This is a genomic window from Nocardiopsis sp. FIRDI 009, assembly GCF_003386285.1.
Classification (GTDB): Bacteria; Actinomycetota; Actinomycetes; order Streptosporangiales; family Streptosporangiaceae; genus Nocardiopsis.
Window position 1 is genome coordinate 300,462 of record NZ_QPNC01000019.1, and the last position, 17,624, is coordinate 318,085.

Annotated in this window: 10 protein-coding genes; 1 reads left to right on the top strand and 9 read right to left on the bottom strand. The window is 73.4% G+C overall.

All coding sequences use genetic code 11. The features are described from left to right. Positions 1-127: 127 nt before the first annotated feature. The 9 genes from DVR05_RS17540 to DVR05_RS27765 form a co-directional block, all read right to left on the bottom strand. Positions 128-3,715, bottom strand: a complete 3,588-nt coding sequence (locus tag DVR05_RS17540; protein WP_116246959.1) for a TM0106 family RecB-like putative nuclease — start codon at positions 3,713-3,715, stop codon at positions 128-130. 359 nt (positions 3,716-4,074) lie between these two features. Beyond that, positions 4,075-4,791 carry a septal ring lytic transglycosylase RlpA family protein gene (locus DVR05_RS17545; RefSeq protein WP_232832193.1) on the bottom strand — a complete coding sequence of 239 codons (717 nt, stop codon included), beginning with the start codon at positions 4,789-4,791 and terminating at the stop codon, positions 4,075-4,077. 652 nt (positions 4,792-5,443) lie between these two features. Continuing rightward, the gene (locus DVR05_RS17550) at positions 5,444-6,136 is read right to left on the bottom strand and encodes a sirohydrochlorin chelatase (protein WP_116246960.1); all 693 of its coding nucleotides are present in this window, start codon (positions 6,134-6,136) and stop codon (positions 5,444-5,446) included. Beyond that, a complete protein-coding gene (locus tag DVR05_RS17555; RefSeq protein ID WP_116246961.1) occupies positions 6,133-7,317 on the bottom strand; it encodes a uroporphyrinogen-III synthase in 1,185 nt (394 codons plus the stop codon). Before DVR05_RS17555 ends, DVR05_RS17550 begins: the two co-directional genes overlap by 4 nt. Continuing rightward, positions 7,314-7,691 carry a nitrite reductase small subunit NirD gene (gene nirD, locus DVR05_RS17560; protein WP_116246962.1) on the bottom strand — a complete coding sequence of 126 codons (378 nt, stop codon included), beginning with the start codon at positions 7,689-7,691 and terminating at the stop codon, positions 7,314-7,316. The genes DVR05_RS17555 and nirD overlap by 4 nt, the downstream gene beginning before the upstream one ends. Next, the gene (nirB, locus tag DVR05_RS17565) at positions 7,688-10,195 is read right to left on the bottom strand and encodes a nitrite reductase large subunit NirB (protein WP_116246963.1); all 2,508 of its coding nucleotides are present in this window, start codon (positions 10,193-10,195) and stop codon (positions 7,688-7,690) included. Before nirB ends, nirD begins: the two co-directional genes overlap by 4 nt. Positions 10,196-10,428: 233 nt before the next feature. Next, positions 10,429-12,018 (bottom strand): OmpA family protein, encoded by a 1,590-nt coding sequence (locus DVR05_RS17570; RefSeq protein ID WP_116247077.1) that lies wholly within the window; start codon positions 12,016-12,018, stop codon positions 10,429-10,431. Positions 12,019-12,166: 148 nt separating this feature from the next. Continuing rightward, positions 12,167-13,930 carry a S8 family serine peptidase gene (locus DVR05_RS17575; protein WP_116246964.1) on the bottom strand — a complete coding sequence of 588 codons (1,764 nt, stop codon included), beginning with the start codon at positions 13,928-13,930 and terminating at the stop codon, positions 12,167-12,169. Between the two features lie 127 nt (positions 13,931-14,057). Then, positions 14,058-16,931, bottom strand: a complete 2,874-nt coding sequence (locus DVR05_RS27765; protein ID WP_116246965.1) for a LuxR family transcriptional regulator — start codon at positions 16,929-16,931, stop codon at positions 14,058-14,060. Positions 16,932-17,127: 196 nt separating this feature from the next. On the opposite strand from DVR05_RS27765, the gene DVR05_RS17585 reads away from it, so the two are divergent. Then, positions 17,128-17,616 (top strand): DUF1772 domain-containing protein, encoded by a 489-nt coding sequence (locus DVR05_RS17585; protein WP_116246966.1) that lies wholly within the window; start codon positions 17,128-17,130, stop codon positions 17,614-17,616. The last annotated feature ends 8 nt before the right edge of the window (positions 17,617-17,624 follow it).

Genomic DNA, 17,624 nt, shown 5'->3' on the forward strand with positions numbered 1-17,624 from the left:
GGCCAGGGCGGTGTTGGGGGCGCACCGGGTCGGTGGGTGAGGCGCCGGGGACCGGTGTGCTGTGTAAAACGTACTCCACGTGCGGGGTGTGTGGAACCGTGCGCGGTGGGGCCGGGGGTGGTGCGGGTCAGGGGCGGGGCCAGGGGCGGGCGCCCTCGGTCAGGCGGGTGAAGGAGGCCAGCAGGCGCAGTTCGGCGATGGTGCGCGGTGTGGTGGTGAGCAGGTCGGGTGAGTGGACGACGGCGGCCAGGAGTTGGGCGCGCGACAGGGCCACGTTGAGGCGGTTGCGGTCCAGGACGAAGGCGGGGCCGCGGGTGGTGTCGGCGGCGTCGGAGGTGGTCATGGAGCAGATGACGGCGGCGGCCTCCTGGCCCTGGAACCGGTCGACGGTGCCCACGCGGATGCCGTCGAGGGCGGGGGTGTGGCGGGCGGCGTCGGCCAGGGCGCGGCGCAGGGCGCGCACCTGGAGGTTGTAGGGGGCCACGACGAGGATGTCGGCGCCGGTCAGGGGGCGTGGGGGTCGGCCCGGTCCGGGGGTGAGGTGGTGGCCGACCAGGGTGGTGGCGATGGCCAGGACGGCGTCGACCTCCTCGGGGCTGTGGGTGGTGCGGCCGGTGTGGGTGACCGGGTGGGTGTACACGCCGGGTTCGAGTCCGGTGAGGGTGCGCTGGGTGGTGGTGGGGTGGGCGTGCAGGCGGCCTTGGTAGGACAGTTCGGAGACGGTGCGGCACACGGCCGGGTGCATGCGGCGGGTCTGGTCGAGGAAGTAGCCGCGTTTGGGGTCGATGACGGGGTCGGTGCCCATGAGGTGTTGCAGGGCCGAGGCGTCGGCGCCTTCGCCGTGGGTGCCCTGGACGACCTGGGGCAGTTGTTGGGGGTCGCCGAGCAGGACGAGGTTGTGGGCGGCGGCGGAGACGGCCAGGGTGTCGGCCAGGGCGAACTGTCCGGCCTCGTCGATGATGAGGACGTCCAGGGGGTCGGCGACCAGGGCGGCGTTGGTCATGGCCCAGGCGGTGCCGCCGATGAGGACGGGGTGGCCCTGGTCGGTGTGCTGGGTGCGCCAGCGGGCCAGGGCTTGGGGGGTGGTGGGCTGTTCCCAGGGCAGGTCGGGGTCGGTGGTGTCCTTGCCGCGGCCTTTGGCGCGTTTGGCGGCCGGCAGGTCGAGGCCGGCGGCCTCGGCGGCGGCCAGGGCCGCGCTCATGACGTTCTCGACGGCTTTGTGGCTGGTGGAGCACACGCCGATGGTGCGGCCGCCGCGGGCCAGGTGGGTGATGAGTTGGGCGGCCAGGTAGGTCTTTCCGGCGCCGGGTGGGCCCTGGACGGCCAGGTAGGAGTGGTCGAGGGCGTCCACGGCGGCGATGGTGGCGGCGATCGGGTCGCCGCCGGTGGCGTGGGGGTCGGGCAGGGGGCCGCCGTGGGTGAGGCGGGGTGGGCGGCGGCGCAGCACGTCCAGGCCGGGGTGGTGGGGCCAGTCGGGGAGGTCGTCGACCGCGGTGCGGGCGACGAGTTCCAGGGCGCCGTCCTTGGGTTGGGGGTTGACGGGGGCGCCGGGCAGGACGGCCACGGGGGCGCGTGTGTGGGTGGCGTCGGGGTCGCAGGTCTCGGTGAGGGTGAGCCGGTCGGGTTCGGCGTGGGTGATGGTGGCCGTGGTGGTGGTCGCCGCCTGGCCGGGGGCGCCGGGGTAGAGCAGGTGGGCGTCCTGTCCGGTGGTGAAGGGGTGGGGGTGGGCGGTGTCCAGGCGCAGGGTGAGTTCGCGGCGGGACTTGCGCTGTCGGCCGGTGGGTTCGATCCACTCCCCCGCCTGGACGCGCCAGGGCACGGCGCAGTCGGTGTCGGTCTCCAGGTCGGTCAGGGGCGCGTTGGTGCGGCGGTAGTGCTCGCGCCAGGGCGGGAGGGCCTCGCGCTGGTAGTAGCCGACCAGGGCGGCCAGGGTGGCGCGGGCGTGGTGGTGGTCGTCGCGGTCTGGGGGCGCGGTGGGGACGGTGTCGAGCAGGGGTGTGGTCAGGGCGGCCTGGCGGGCCTGTTTCTCGGCGCGTTTGCGGGCGCGTTCGGCGTCGGTGGCGGACAGTTCGGTCTGGATGAGGGGGCGAGCGGTGATGCCTTGGGCGGCGCGGTGTTCTTCGAGCCAGTCGCGTAGGCGTGCGGTGGAGCGGCAGTCGTCGCGGTTGTAGGCGGCGATGTCGGCGAGGATGCGTTCGGCCTGGTCGGTGCGGCCGGCCTCGCGGGCGGCCAGGTGGGCGGCGTAGGCGTCGATGCTGGAGGTGGCGGTGGTGACGTCGCCGGTGCGGGCGGCGGGCAGGTAGAGGGGTTCGAGGTACTTGATGGAGTAGGAGCGCTGGGACACGCGCAGGCTCTTGCGGACCACGGTGTACAGGTCGACCAGGCGGTTCTCGCGGAGGAGGCGGTTGACCTCCTCCTCGCGGGTGGCGTACTCGCTGGACAGGTGTTTGAGGCGGTCGACCTCGTAGGAGGCGTAGTGGTAGATGTGCGCGGCCTCGTCGGCGTCGATGCGGGCGGTGACGAAGTCGACGAAGTCCTCCAGGGCCTTCTTCTCCTGGGCGCGGTCGTGGGCCCAGAAGGCGTGGAAGGTTTCGGTGCCCTGGTCCTCGGTGGTGGCGCCGAAGAGGTATTCCAGGCCGCGGCCGCCGTCGTCGGAGTGGTAGGGGTAGCCCTCCATGTCGAAGAAGACGTCGCCGGGGCTGGGGGCGGGCAGGCTGGCCAGGCCGTCGGGGGCGTAGACCTGGGCGGTGACGGTGCCCTGGGGGTTGTGGGGGGTGCGGGTGGTGTCCTGGGTGACCTGGAGGGCGGCTTGGGCGCGCAGGTGTTCGAAGGTGCGGCGGGGCAGGGTCTGGGGGCGTTGGTCGTCGTCGGCGCTGGCCAGGGCGTCGATGGTGGTGATGCCGGCGTCGGTGAGTTTGGTGGCCTGGTCGGTGCGCAGACCGGCGACGAGGGTGAGGTGGCGGGCGGCGGTGCGGCCGGTCGAGCACCAGGTCTGGTAGCCGCACCCCTCGCAGGCGGGGCGAGGTTCGCCCCAGGTGGGGGTGGGCAGTGTGGGGGGTTGGGTCAGGCGGTCCAGGAGGCGGGCGGTGGTGGTGGTCAGGATGGGGGTGAAGTCGGCGGTGGCCAGGGTGTGGGTGGTGCCGTCGCCGGTGAGCAGGTGCATGTGCTGGGGGGTGGTGCCGGTGGCGGTGCCGACGGCGTGGGCGTAGGCGGTGAGTTGGAGGACGGCGCCGGGGCCGGGGCGGCGGGCGAGTTTGGTGTCCCAGGGTTCGTAGGTGGGGGTGGTGGGTGCGGGGACGCGGGGGTCTCCGGTGGTGGGGTCCAGGTCGGAGCGGATGAGGAAGTCGGCGCGGCCGTGGAAGGCGACGGGGTGGGGGGTGGTGGCCAGGGTGTGGTGGAAGCAGGCCTGGTAGATGACGGGGGCGCCGTCGGTCATGGCCTGGTGGGTGTCGTGGGCGGCGCGGGCCAGGGAGGCGTCGTCGGGTTCGGGTGCCTGGATGTGGGGGATGGGGCCGAACAGGGTGGTGAGGCGGTCGAGTTCGGCCTGTTCGTGGTCGTGGCCGTGGCGGGCGACGAGGGGGTCGATGTCCTGGGGTGCGGGGGCGCCGGGCAGGTGGGCGGCCAGGGCGGTTTTCAGGGCGCTGCGGTGGTCGCACTCCAGGGTGTCGACGAGGTCGGTGGGTGAGACGACCCAGCCGGTGGTGGTGCGGAACAACGCGATGCTCCCTGTGGGTGGTGGTGTCGGTGGGTGGGATTGTGCCACGTGTCGGGCTGTCGCGGGCCCCGAAGGGTCGGGCTCGCCGGTTCGTCGTCGGTCTCACCGGGGGTGCGGTGCGTCCGGGCCGGGTGTGCTGGCCGGTGTGGCCGTGTCGTCACGCACGGCCGGGGTCGGGGTCTGGGCTGTTTCGCCGGTCCGTGGGGGGTGGAGGTGCGCGAGCGCCCCTCCCCCGGGTGGGGGCGGGGCGCTCGGGTGGGGTGGGTGGCACCGGTGCGGTGGCTCCTTCGCCGGGTTCCTTTCCCGGTGCGGTGCGCCTGTGGGGCGTGGCCGTGTGGGGAAGGGCCCGAGACGACGGGTCAGGCCACGACCTCCCACCTGACGTTGGCCACGCCCGCGCTGGTGTTGGCGATCTGTTCGAAGGCCGCGGTGGACAGGTCCAGGCAGCGTCCGTCGATGTAGGGGCCGCGGTCGTTGATGCGCACGGTGACCGAGGAGCCGTTGGCGGTGTTGGTGACCCGGACCATGGTGTTGAAGGGCAGGGTCTTGTGCGCGGCGGTCAGGGCGCTGGGGTCGAAGGTCTCGCCGTTGGCGGTGGCGCTTCCGGCGAGGTCGGCGCCGTAGAAGGAGGCCTGGCAGGTGCCGCCCTGGCCGGTGGGTTGGGCGTCGGAGCCGCTGGAGTCGTCGGCGGAGGTGTCCTCGGGTTCGGTGGTCCGCTCGGGCTCTTCGATGATGTCGGAGCCGGTGGCGGTGGCGCTCTGGCGTGCGCGGGAGGTGGCCTGTTCGGCGCGTTCGGCGGCCGAGGGGTCGGCTGAGGGCGCGGTGTCGTCGGCCACGAGCGGGTCGGGGTCGGCCTCGGGGATCCCGGCGGCGTTGGTGGCCACGGTGGTGTCACCGCCGCTGGTGACCACGACGGCCGCGGTGGCGGTGCCCGCCACGGCCACGGCCAGGACGCAGGAGGCTCCGATGAGCAGGGTGCGTCTTTTGCGGTTGCGGGCCGCCGTGACCCGGGGGCCCACGGTGGTGGGGGTGTCCTGGGGTGCGGCGGGAGTGTTCTGGGGCTGGTGTTGGCCCACGGTGCTGTCCTTTGAACGTCGCGGGTAGGAAGTGGCGGCCGCCTCCTGGCGCGTGTTGCGGGTGCCCCGTTGGGCGTGTGCGTCGGATGTGTGGCGTCCCGGTGGCGGGGGGTGGGGCGCGCACGGGCGGAGCCGGGACCGCCGGCGTATGGCGTCGCACGGGGTCTGGGCGCTGAGCCTAGGGGTAACGCGGGGGTAACGGTACCGGAAAGTGGTGATTTGTGGAACTTATCACGCGTTGACCTGGGGTTTTGGGTGTTCCGTGGCCCGTGACGCCCACCGGCTTCGGGGGTTGTCGTCGGCGTGTGACCAGGGGCCCGGAAGACGGGGCCGCTCCACCTTCCGGGGTCTGTCCGAGTCCGCGCCGATGAGCCCCGGTCCTGGTCGCGGTCTCTGTCCGATGGTTCGAACGGCCCATCCGGTGCGGTGGCCGCGGCCGATGGTGCGGCCATGACCTGACGGTCACCACCGCGGGGGTGCACGCGACGGTGGGGGCCGGGGCGGTGTGCAGGAGCCCCGTCGGGCGGGAGCGCGGTGGTCGGAGCGGGCGGCGCGTCCCAGGTGGCCGGGGGCGGGGCCGGTGGGCCCCGCCACGGCGGTGATGGGGGTGGGTTCTCGCGGTGGTGGCGGGGTCGCCGTGGGTGTGGTGGAGCTAGACCGGTTGCGGGATGGCGGCCTGGCGGTAGCGCTCGGCGACGGCGTGGGCGATGGCGGGGTCCGGGCACAGGGGCGGGGCGACCATGTCGGCGCCGGCGTCGGCCAGGCGGTCGTGGAACAGCCCCGGGGCCAGCAGCCAGGTGGCCACGGCCACGCGCCGGTGTCCCCGGTCGCGCAGGCGGGTGACCTGTTCGGCGACGGTGGGGCCGCCGGTGGCGATGTGGCCCAGGCACACGGGGGCCCGCAGGCGTCGGGCCAGGGCGCGGGCGCTGGCGCGCAGTTCGGCGTGGGCGCGTTCGTCGGAGGTTCCGGCGCAGGCCAGGACGACGGCGTCGCCGGTGCGGTAACCGGTGGTCAGCAGGCGCCGGTGGGCGGTGGCCACGACGGCGGGGTGGGCGCCCAGCGCGGGGGTCAGGACGGCGTCGGCGCGGCCCGCCTTGGCGAGTTGGTGCGGGATGTCGGTGCGGACGTGGTAGCCGCTGGCCAGGAAGGCGGGGACGACCACGAGGGGGCCGGGAACGCGGGCGGCCACGTCGCCGACGGTGGGGGTGAGTACGTCGGCGAAGGCCAGGTGGGTGGGTTGGCGGGTGATCTCGCCCACGCGCAGGGCCAGGGAGTGGGCCACGGCGGTGCCGTGGGGGTCGCGGGTGCCGTGGACGGCGAGGATGAGGGCGGGCTGGCGGTTCATGGCGCGGGGGTGCAGTCGGGGGTGTCCAGGGCCAGGCGGTAGCCGCGTTTGACGACCGTCTGGATGATGCGGGGGTCGCCCAGGGCGGTGCGGAGGCGGGCCACGGCGGTTTCCACGGCGTGGGCGTCGGCGTCCTCGCCCAGGCAGGTGAGCAGGTGGGCGCGGTCGCGGACCTGGCCGGGGCGGCGGGCGAGTTCGCGCATCAGGCGCATGAGGGTGGGTGAGAGGGTGTGGACGGTGCCGTCGACCAGGACGGCGTGGCCGCGCAGGCGCAGGCGGTGTCCGGCCACGTCCAGGGTGGGGAACCGGTTGGGTAGTTCCTCGGTGAGTTTGCGGACCTGGGCGCCGATGCGGGCGCGGTGGGGCCACACGGTGGGGATGTCCTGGGCCATGAGGGGGCGGGCGGTGACGGGGCCCACGCACATGGCCAGGACGTCGCCGCGCAGGGCCGAGACGAGGGCGTCGGCGTGGCCGCTCGCGCGGGCGCGGGCCAGGAGTCCGGCGGCGGCGGGGGCGCTGGTGAAGGTGACGGCGTCCACTCCCCCGGTGGTGACGGCTTCGATGAGTCGGTCCAGGGGGGCGGTGTCCTCGGGCTGGGTCCACCGGTAGACGGGGACCTCGACGACGTCGGCTCCGGCCAGGCGCAGGGCGGCGGTGAAGTCGGGCAGGGGTTCGCCGTGGAGTTGGATGGCCACGCGGAGCCCCTGGACGCCGGTGGACAGCAGGTAGTCCAGGACCTCGGCGGAGGATTCGGAGGGGGGTGACCACTCCTCGGTGAGCCCGGCGGCGCGGATGGCGCCCTTGGCCTTGGGGCCGCGGGCGAGCAGGCGTGAGGCGCGCATGGAGGCCAGGAGGGGTTCGGCCATGCCCCAGGTCTCGCATGCCTCGACCCAGCCGCGGAAGCCGATGCCGGTGGTGGCCACGACGACGTCGGCGGGGCGGCGGGTGAGTTCGCTGGACACGGCGGCCAGGCGTTGGTCGTCGCTGAGGGGGACGATGCGCAGGGCGGGGGCGGCCACGACCTCGGCGCCCTTGCGGCGCAGCATGGCGGCGAGTTCGTCGGCGCGGCGGGCGGCGGTGACGGCGACGGTGAACCCGGCCAGGGGTGCGGTGGTGGCCGGTGTGGGTGGTGTGTGTTCGGACGGCGGTGGGGCCGTCTGTGCCCGGTTCGGGGTGGTCATGGTGTCCCCTCGGTCGCGCTGGTGTGGATCTGGACGGTGGTGCCGTCGACGCGGACGGGCCAGGTGGTCAGGCGGATGTCGGGGTCGTCCAGGCTGTGTCCGGTGCTCAGGGAGAAGACGTGCTTGAGCATGGGTGAGGCGACGGTGGGCTGGCCGTCGCGGTCGCCGACGATGCCGCGGGAGATGACGGCGGCCTGGGTGTAGGGGTCGATGTTGTCCACGGCGTACAGGTGGTCGTCGTGGGTGCGGAACAGGGCGGCCTGGCGTCCGTCGGGGAGCAGGACGGCGACGCCGTCCTCGGGGTAGAGGCGGTGGAGGGGGCAGGCGTTGATCCAGGTGCCGGTGCGGGTGGCGGTGTGGGTGGCGGTGCTCATCTGGTGGCCTCCTGCGGTCGGGGGGTGGGCATTCCGAGGTTGAGGGGGGTGCCGGGGACGGGTTGGTCGCGGGTGGTGGTGAAGCTGATGGTCGGGTCGGGGGTGTCGGGGGCGTTGGCGAAGGACACGAACCGGGCGAGCTTGTCGGGGTCGGCCAGGACGTCGGCCCACTCGTCGGAGTAGGTGGCCACGTGGCGTTGCATGGCCTCCTCCAGTTCGGCGGCGATGCCCAGGGAGTCGTGGACGACGACGTCGCGCAGGTGGTCCAGGCCGCCGTCCATGGCCTCAATCCAGGCGGCGGTGCGCTGGAGGCGGTCGGCGGTGCGGATGTAGAACATCAGGAACCGGTCGATGTAGCGGATGAGGGTGTCCTCATCCAGGTCGGATGCGAGCAGTTCGGCGTGGCGGGGGGTGAAGCCGCCGTTGCCGCCCACGTACAGGTTCCAGCCGTTGTCGGTGGCGATGACGCCGAAGTCCTTGCCGCGGGCTTCTGCGCACTCGCGGGCGCATCCGGAGACGGCGGACTTGAGTTTGTGGGGTGAGCGCAGGCCCCGGTAGCGCTCCTCCAGGCGGATGGCCAGGCCGACCGAGTCCTGGACGCCGTAGCGGCACCAGGTGGTGCCCACGCAGGACTTGACGGTGCGCAGGGCCTTGCCGTAGGCGTGCCCGGACTCGAATCCGGCCTGGACCAGGCGGGACCAGATGGCGGGCAGCTGTTCGAGGCGGGCGCCGAACAGGTCGATGCGTTGGCCGCCGGTGATCTTGGTGTAGAGGTTGAAGTCGCGGGCGACCTCGCCGATCACGATGAGCTTGTCGGGGGTGATCTCACCGCCGGGGATGCGGGGGACGACCGAGTAGGTGCCGTTGCGCTGCATGTTGGCCAGGTACCGGTCGTTGGTGTCCTGGAGGGTGGCCTGTTCGCCCTGGAGGATGTGGCCGCCTCCCAGGGAGGCGAGGATGGAGGCGACGGCGGGCTTGCAGATGTCGCAGCCGCGTCCGGTGCCGTGCCGTTCGATGAGGGCGGAGAACGTGGTGATGCCGGTGGCCTGGACGATCTCGACCAGTTCGGCGCGCGACTGGGTGAAGTGTTCGCACAGGGCGTTGGACTGTTCGATCCCGGCCTGGTCCAGGAGCTGCTTGAGCATGGGCACGCACGAGCCGCAGCTGGTTCCGGCGCGGGTGCAGGACTTCAGGGCGGGCACGTCGGTGGAGCCGGCGTCGATGGCCTCGCAGATGGTGCCCTTGGTGACGGCGTTGCAGGAGCAGATCTGGGCGTCGGCGGGCAGGGCGTCGGCGCCCACGGAGGCGCCGCCGTCGGGGGTGATCAGGGCGAGTGGGTCGCCGGGCAGCGGGGAGCCGACCAGGGGGCGCAGGGTGGCGTAGGCGGAGGCGTCGCCGACCAGGACGCCGCCGAGCAGGGTGGTGGCGTCGTCGGAGACCACGAGCTTGGCGTAGCGGCCGCTGGCGGCGTCGTTGACGACGACGTCGAGGGCGCCGGGGGCGCGGCCGTGGGCGTCGCCGAAGCTGGCCACGTCCACGCCCAGGAGCTTGAGTTTGGTGGAGGTGTCGGCGCCGGTGAAGGTGGCGTCGCCGCCCACGAGCCGGTCGGCGACGACCTCGGCCATGGCGTTGCCGGGGGCGATGAGTCCGTAGACGGTGCCTCGGTGGTTGGCGGCCTCGCCGATGGCCATGATGTGGGGGTCGCTGGTGGTGCAGGTGTCGTCGATGGCGATGCCGCCGCGTTCGCCCAGGTCCAGGCCGCAGGCGCGGGCCAGGTCGTCGCGGGGGCGGATGCCGACGGAGAAGACGACCAGGTCGGTGTCCAGGTGGCCGCCGCCGTCCAGGGTCAGGCGGGCGGCGCGGCCGTCGTCTCCGGGTTCGATGCCGGTGGTGGCGGTGCCGGTGTGCACCTGTACGCCCAGGTCGGTGACGAGGTTCTTGAGCAGGGCTCCGGCGCCCTCGTCGATCTGGGCGGGCATCAGGTGGGGGGCGAGTTCGATCACGTGGGCTTGGAGGCCGAGCAGGCGCAGGGCGTTGGCGGCCTCCAGGCCGAGCAGGCCGCCGCCGATGACGACGCCGGTGCGGGCGTTCTTGGCGGAGCCGGTGATGGCGTCCAGGTCCTCGATGGTGCGGTAGACGTGGCAGCCGGGCAGGTCGTGGCCGGGGATGGGGGGGACGAAGGGGGTGGATCCGGTGGCCAGGACGAGGCGGTCGTAGGGCAGGGTGCGGCCTGAGGCGGTGGTGACGGTGCGGGCGGCGCGGTCGATGCCGGTGGCGCGTTCGCCCACGTGGACGTCGGTGGCCGGGCCGGTGGGGTCGCCCAGGGAGAGGTCTTCGGCGGTGGCGCCGTCGAAGTAGGAGGACAGGGCGACACGGTCGTAGGCGGTGCGGGGTTCCTCTCCGATGACGGTGGTGTGCCAGCGGTGGTCACCGTCGCGGTCGCGCAGGGCCTCGATGAGTCTGTGGCCGACCATGCCGTTGCCGATGACGACGAGTTCTTCCATGGGTGTTCGGCTCCTCCAGGCTGCGGGGCGGTCGTGTTTTCAGGCAACCCGGAGGGTGTTTCCCGAGCGTCAGGTGGTTGTGACGCCGATGTTTCGATGTGCTGTCATCGCAGGTGAGAAATGCGTGATCGGTCACGTTCGGACGGTGTCGCGCCGTGGGAGGGGCGGGTTCACCCCGGCGGAGGGGCCGCCCGGCGGCCCCGCTCCCCTGCCGGGGGCGGGGCCCGCGGGCGTCAGCGGATGGGCACCTCGACCTGACCGAACGCTCCGGCGTGCAGGGTCATCTCGGTGACGTCCAGCGCCGGTGCGGGGAAGACCGCCAGGGCCAGGTACTGCTCTCCGGTGGCCAGCTCGTTGATCCGGTCGGCGAAGTCCTCGTAGGTGTCGTCGCCGGTGCGGATGCGGATGACGTACCGGACCAGGCCGGTGTCGGGGTTGTGGAGGCGGAAGCCGCCCAGGGTGCCCTCGGCGTGCTGGGCGGGGCTGCCGGGGATGACCGACGCGTCGGTGTCCAGGTCCGCCTGCAGGGGGGAGAGCGTGGAGTTTTGGAAGCCCACCATCTGGAACAGGTAGGCGCCGTCGCGCACCATCGGGTAGACGTGCAGGTCCACGTCGTTGTGGATGAGGGTGGTAACGGGTTGCGGGTCGTCGAAGAAGTGGGCGGGGTCGGCGACGTGGCGGCGGGCCGAGGCCAGGCCGTTCTGGGTGTCGGCGTCGGGGGGCACCTGGTAGGTGAACTCCACGCGGCGGTTGCGCGCGCGGGCCTGCTCGTCGTCGGGTCCGCCCTCGGCGGCCAGCGGTTCGGTGCTGCCGCGTCCCTGGGTGGTGAAGGTGAACTCCGTGCCCAGTTCCTCCTCCAGCAGGGCGCGCGCGGCCCGGGCGCGCTCGTGGGACAGGGTCTGGTTGTAGGCGGCCGAGCCGCGGCCGTCGGTGTGGCCGACGACGGTGATCTCCTCGACGTGGGGGCCGACGTTGGCGCGCAGGGTCTGGGCGCAGGCGCGGATGGTTCGTGCGGCCTCGGCGGTGGGTTCGGAGGAGTCGAAGGCGAACATCTCGTCGGTGTGCAGGGCGATGGTCTCCTGGTCGCCGGAGCGGGTGGTGGAGGCGGTGGGGCCGTCCACGAAGCTCTCCATGGTGTGGCGGTCGCCGGAGGTGTCCAGGCCCGGGGGCGGCGGGTTGTCGGGGTACCAGATCCGGTCGGGGAGTTCGGGTTCCTGGGCGAAGGTCTGGGGGTCGATGTAGTCGTGGGCGTTGGGTTCGGGGGCGGGGGTGAACTCGTCGACGTGGGTGAGGGGGATGCCGGGGATGAGGCCGATCCCGGCGCCGGTCAGGGTGAGGTACTCCGCGTCCCGGGTGGGGGCGGGCAGGTAGCGGCGCAGGGTGGTGGGCAGCCCCTCGTGGGTGGGCATGTGGGGGTCGCCGGGCACGAAGTGGGTGCCGTAGGGCTCGTCGTTGTTGGCGGCGTCGCGCAGGAATCGCAGGACCTCCCCGGTGAGGGGGTCGACCAGGCGCACGGGCGGGTTGCGTCCGGTGACGGTGCCAGGCAGGTCCTCCAGGTAGTCGTGGGTCACCTCCAGCATGAGGTATTCGCCGTTGTGCTCCAGTTTGGTGATGGTGAGTTCGAAGGTGACGTCGTTGCCGCCCTCGATCGACATGCGTCCTTGGCGGACGAAGGGGAGCCGGGGGCGTTGTTCCTGGTCGACGCCGGTGCGGGGGGAGGGTTGTGCGGTGGGGGCGGTGTCGGTGCCGGGCGGGTCGTCGACCAGGCCGCAGGAGGTGAGCAGCAGGGCCAGGGCCGCGGCGGCGATGGCTCGCGTGGTCATGGTCTGGGGGTCGTCCTCACGGTGGGCGCGGGTGGGACCGCGGTCGCCGGGTGTTGCGTGTGCTCTGACGCGGGCGCGCCCGGTGGGGTTCACGCGGGGGCGGCCCCTCCCCCGGTGTGGGGAAGGGGCCGCCTGTGGGTGTGGGGGGTCAGGACAGAGTGACCGTCTTGCTGGTCGAGCCGGTGGCGCCGGTCTCGTCGGTGACGGTCAGGGTGATGGTGTAGGTGCCCGGGCCGTCGTAGAAGTGCCAGGTGGTCTGGCCGGTGCCGGTGGTGCCGTCGCCGAAGTCCCAGCTGTAGGAGACGATCGGGGCGTCACCGGCGCTGGAGCCGGACCCGTCCAGGCTGCAGTAGTACCACCAGGTGTAGCAGGACCCGGTGAAGTCGGCGGTGGGCGCGGTGTGGTCGGGGGCGCCCACCGTCACCTCGACGGTGTCGGTGTTGGTGGCGCCGGTGTCGTCGGTGACGGTCAGCTCCACCGTGTAGGTGCCCTCGGTGGCGTAGGTGTGGGAGGCGGTGGCGCCGCTGCCGGTGGCGCCGTCGCCGAAGTCCCAGGCGTAGTCGGTGATCTGGCCGGCGGACCCGGACCCGTCGAAGGAGCAGGTCAGGGTGGCGTCGTCGCAGGAGTGGGAGATGTCGGCCACGGGGCCGTCGGGCGGGGTGGTGTCACCGCCGGGGAAGGTGTTGGGGTCGCCCACGTCCAGCAGCGGCTCCTGGACGCCGTCGCCGGAGGTGTCGTTCCAGTCGTAGTTGCCGGCCTCGGTCAGGGTCTGGTACAGGGCCATGACCCCGGCGCGGTCGGTGGGCTTGGCGTTTCCGGTGGCCAGCAGGGCCAGGCCGCCCGCGGCGTGCGGGGAGGCCATCGAGGTGCCGCTGATGGTGTTGTAGCCGCCGCCGGGCCAGGTGGAGGTGATGCAGGAGCCGGGGGCGGCGATGTCGATGACCTCACCGTAGTTGGAGAAGGTCGACAAGGTGTCGTCGGAGTCGTTACGGCAGCTCAGGGTGCCGCCGTTGCCTCCGGGCTGGCCGTCGGAGTCGGCCATGGAGGAGACGGTGAGCACGTCGGGGTGGTTGGCGGGGAAGAAGTTGCGGCCGTCGACCCCGTCGTTGCCCGCGGCCACGGCCCAGGCCACGCCCGCGTCGACGGCGTTGGTGATGGCCTGGCTCAGGGCCTGGTCGGTGCAGCCGTTGCAGCCCAGGCTCATGTTGGCCACGGCGATCTGGTCGGCGTTGGCGGTGACGTAGTCCACGCCCGCGGTGATGCCGGCCAGGGTGCCGCTGCCGCCGGAGGTCAGCACCTGGACGTTCCAGATGTCGGCGCCGGGGGCCATGCCGACGACGCCCTCGTTGTTGTCGATGGCGGCGGCGCTGCCGGCGACGTGCGTGCCGTGTCCGTTGCCGTCGCTGGCGGTGTTGGACACGCAGGAGCCGCTGGTGCAGTCCACCGAGTCGACGACGTTGAGGTCGGGGTGGGACCCGTCGACGCCGGTGTCCAAAACGGCGATGGCCACGTCGGGGACGTAGTCGGGCTGTCCGTTGATGTCCAGGTTGGGGTTGTCGGGGGCGAAGGTGCGGGAGATGCCGGTGGGGGTCTCCTGCTCGAAGAGTTCGACGACCTGGTCCTCTTGGACGTAGGCGACGTCGGGGTCCGAGAGCAGGTCGGCGGCGTCGGCCGCGGTCATCTCGGCGGCGTAGCCGGTCAGGGCGTGCTCGTAGACGCCCTGGGGGGTGTCGCCGTTGCGGTCGGCGACCTCCTCGGGGTTGGCGCTGTCGTCCAGGACGACGATGTAGGTGCGTTCGGTGGGATCGGACAGATCCAGGAACTCGGGGGTTTGGGGGTCGGCTGCGGCCGGTGACGCCGCCAGGAACGGCAGCATCACGGCGGCCGCGACCGCGGCACCGATCTTGCGCATGTGGGGGAACCCTTCGTGGAGGGATGCAGGGATGCGTGGGTCGGGTGGCCACCCATGTGTCATGGTGTGTGGCTCGGCGTGGTCGAACAATACGTAGTTGCTACGTAGTTCCGTGTGTGGGAGGCGACTACGTAGGGGCCGATGCCGGGGGGTCGGACAGGTCGCGTCGCGAGCGCAGCCCGAGTTTGGCCAGCGCGTTGGCCACGTGGGTCTCCACGGTGCGCGGGGACAGGTGCAGCAGCGCCGCGATCTCCCGGTTGGTGCGCCCCTGGGCGGCCAGTGCCGCGATCTCGCTCTCGCGCGGCGACAGGCGCTGGTCCCCGCGGCCGCGCCCGGTGGCGGGCGCGGTGACCACACCGTGGGCGCGCAGGGCGCGGCGCACCCGGGAGGCGTCCCAGGACGCGCCCAGTTCGGTGTACTCGGCCAGGGCCGAGCGCAGGCCCTCCACCCCGGGGGAGGACTCACCGTGGTGGTCGGCCCGGCCCAGGCGGGTGTGGGCGGCGGCCTCGCGGGCCTGGGCGGCGTCGTAGGGCCGCCCCATGCTCCGGTAGGCGTCCTCGGCGGCGCCGTACAGGCGCAGGGCCCGGTCGTGGTGGCCGCGGTGGTGGGCGATGGCGGCCTCGAACCGGGTCAGCGCGGCCTGGGCCGCGGGGGCGTGGGCGCCGCGCAGTCCGGAGCGGAAGCGGGCGCACAGGTCCCGGGCGACGGCGGTGCGGCCGGTGTCCAGCAGGGCCTCCATGCCGGGTACCAGTTCGGCGGCCCACACCCAGATGCCCTTGCTGGCCACCAGGCCGACCAGTGCCTCGACGTGTTCCCAGGCGGCGGCGTGGTCGCCCTGGGCGGTAGCCAGGCGGGCCAGGAGCCCGGCGGCCAGGGAGCGCACGGGCACGGTGTAGTCGGGGGACGGGTGCGTGGTGGTGTCGGGGTCGGGTTGGACGCGGGCCAGGTGGGTCTGGGCGGTGGCGGGGTCGCCCTGGGCCAGGGCCAGGCCGGCGCGGATGACGGTCAGTTCGGCGGTGACGGCGTGCAGGTGGGCCAGGCGTGGGGAGCCCAGGTTGCGTTCGGTCTCCTCGGCCAGGCCCTGCCATCGGCCGCGTACCCAGTCCAGCAGCAGGCGCAGGGTGTGGGCGCTCTCGTGCACGTAGGGGGCGTCGGCGGCCATGGACCAGCTGGTGGCGTCGTCCAGGTGGCGGTCGGCGCGGTCGTAGTGGCCGAGCATCACGGCGGCGTCGGCGAGGTTGAGGGAGCCGCGGGCGAACTCGCGGCGGCGCGCCAGGATGTCGGGGGTGGGTTGGGCGTGGGCGGGGCCGGGGTCGGGCAGGGCGATGGTCCAGGCGTCGGGGTCGCCGATCTGGGCCAGGAGGGTGGCGTGGTTGACCGCGACGATCTGGGTGACGGCGGGGTCGCGGCTGCGGTCGGCGGCGGCCACGGCCTGTTCCATCCACCGGCGGTGGGCGTCGACCGAGTCGGAGGTGTCGCGGGGCACGGCGAGCGCGCACATGGCGCGGGCGGCCAGGTCGGGGCGGGTGGACAGTTCGGCGGTGGCGCGCACGAGTTCGCCTCGGGCGGTGCGGCCCTGGGCGGCCTGGTTGAGCAGGAGCAGCCCCAGTTCCATCCGGAGTTCGCCGCGTTCGGTGGCGCTGAGGCCGGGGGTGGTGAGCACCTCGCGCAGCAGGGTGATGGTGTGTTCGGCGCTGATGCCGGTCAGGGCGGCGCGGCCGAGTTTGAGGGTGAGTTCGCAGCGGCGGCGCGGGGGCAGGCTCCGGCGGGTCAGGGCGTCGCGCAGCAGGGTGACGGCGGTGGTGTCCTCCCCCTGGGCCAGGGCGAGGTCGGCGGCGTGTTCGGCGTGGTCGGTCCAGGCGTCCAGGAGTCCGGCCTCGCGGGCGTGGTGGGCCAGGCGGGCGTGGTCGGGGTCGGGGGTCTCGCAGAGTACGGCCAGCGCTGCGCGGTGCAGGCGGCGGCGTTTGTCGCGGGGTAGGGCGGTGTAGCAGACCTGGCGCAGCAGGGGGGTGGTGATGGTCAGGGTCGCCGGGTCGGTGGTGTGCAGCAGGCCGCGGCGGCAGGCGCGGGCCAGGGCCTTCTCGGCGCGGTGCGGGGGCAGGTCGGCCACGCGCGTCAGGTGGGTCTCGCTGGAGGGGGTGTCCAGGACGGCCGCGGCGCGCAGGAGTCGGCGGGTGTCGCGGTCCAGGGCGCGCAGGCGGTGCAGCCACCAGTCGCGCAGGGCGGCGGGGACGGGGGGGTGGGCGGGGATGGCGGGTTCGTCGGGGGCGGGGGCGGTCAGGTGGCGCAGGGTTTCGACGGCGGCCAGGGGTTGGCCGCCGGTCCAGGCGTGCAGGCGGTGGGCGTCCTGGGGGGTGGCCGAGGAGGTGGCGGGGAAGCCGTGGGCCAGGGTGAGCAGGTCCTGGGGGGTCAGTGGGGGGAGGGTGATTTCGTCGTGGGTGGTGGTGGCGGGCGCCAGGGCGGCCAGGGCGGCCACGGGGAAGGAGCGGGGCAGTTCCTCGGGCCGGTAGGTCAGGACCAGGGAGAGGGTGGGCGGCAGGCGGGGGGTGAGGTAGTGCAGCAGGTCCCGGGTGGTCTGGTCGATCCACTGCACGTCCTCCACGACCAGGACGGCCGGTCCCAGGGCGCCGAGGAGTTCGGTGAAGGCGCGGTAGGTGCGGTGTTGGTCGTCGGCGGCGCTGGCCGCGGGCGGGAGGGGGTCGGGCAGGCGGTCGCCGTGTTCGGGCATCAGGGCGTGCAGGGCGCCGCACAACGGGCTGAGCCCGTCGGGGATGGGGGCGCCGCGCAGGGCTTCGATGAGGGGGGCCAGGGGGAACGGTTCGGCCCGGGGCGGGCAGTGGCCGGTCAGCACCGTCGTGTCCGTGGCCTCGTGGAGTTCCTGGACCAGTCGGGTCTTTCCCGAACCGGCGGACCCGGCCACGAGGACAAGGTGTCCTGGGTCTGCCGCGGTGCGCAGCTGCCGTCGTTCCCGGGCGCGTCCGACGAGCGGGGGGGAGCACACCTACCGAACGGTATAGCGACACGCCGCTGAGGAAAAGGGGGTGGTGCCATACGGATCCGGTGCGCTGGGCGGCGGGAGTGGACAGTCTGCCAACCCGTGTGGGGCGCCGACCTGGGCTGGGGGCGGTGTGCGGCGGGCGGGGTCGGTAGTCTGCGCTCGGGACGCGGGTGGCCGGTCGACGATGGTGGGGTGATGGATGGTGCAGTCGGTGTTCGTGGTCGTGCCGGTGCTGTCGGTGGTGCTGACCGGGTTGTTCGCCGGGCTGTTCTTCGCGTTCTCGGTGGCGGTGATGCCGGGGTTGCGGGGTGCGGGCGACCGGACGGTGATCGAGGCCATGCAGGGGGTCAACGTCGCGATCCTCAACCCGCTGTTCGCCCTGGTCTTCCTTGGTGCTCCGGTGGCGGCGCTGGCCACGGCCACGCGGGACGCCGCCGTGGGCGCGGGGATGACGACGGTGTGGTCCTCGGTGTCCCTGGCGGCCCTGCTGGCCGTCGTCCTGGTCACGTTCGCCTTCAACGTCCCCAGGAACAACGCGTTGGAGGCGGCGGGGCCGGTGGCGGGCGTGGACGACCCGGCGGCGGTGCGCGGCGCCTTCGAGACGGCGTGGGTGCGGTGGAACCACGTGCGCACGCTGCTGTCGGTGCTGGCCCTGGTGTGTTCGGCGGTGGCGCTGGCGGTGCGCTAGCGGCGCGG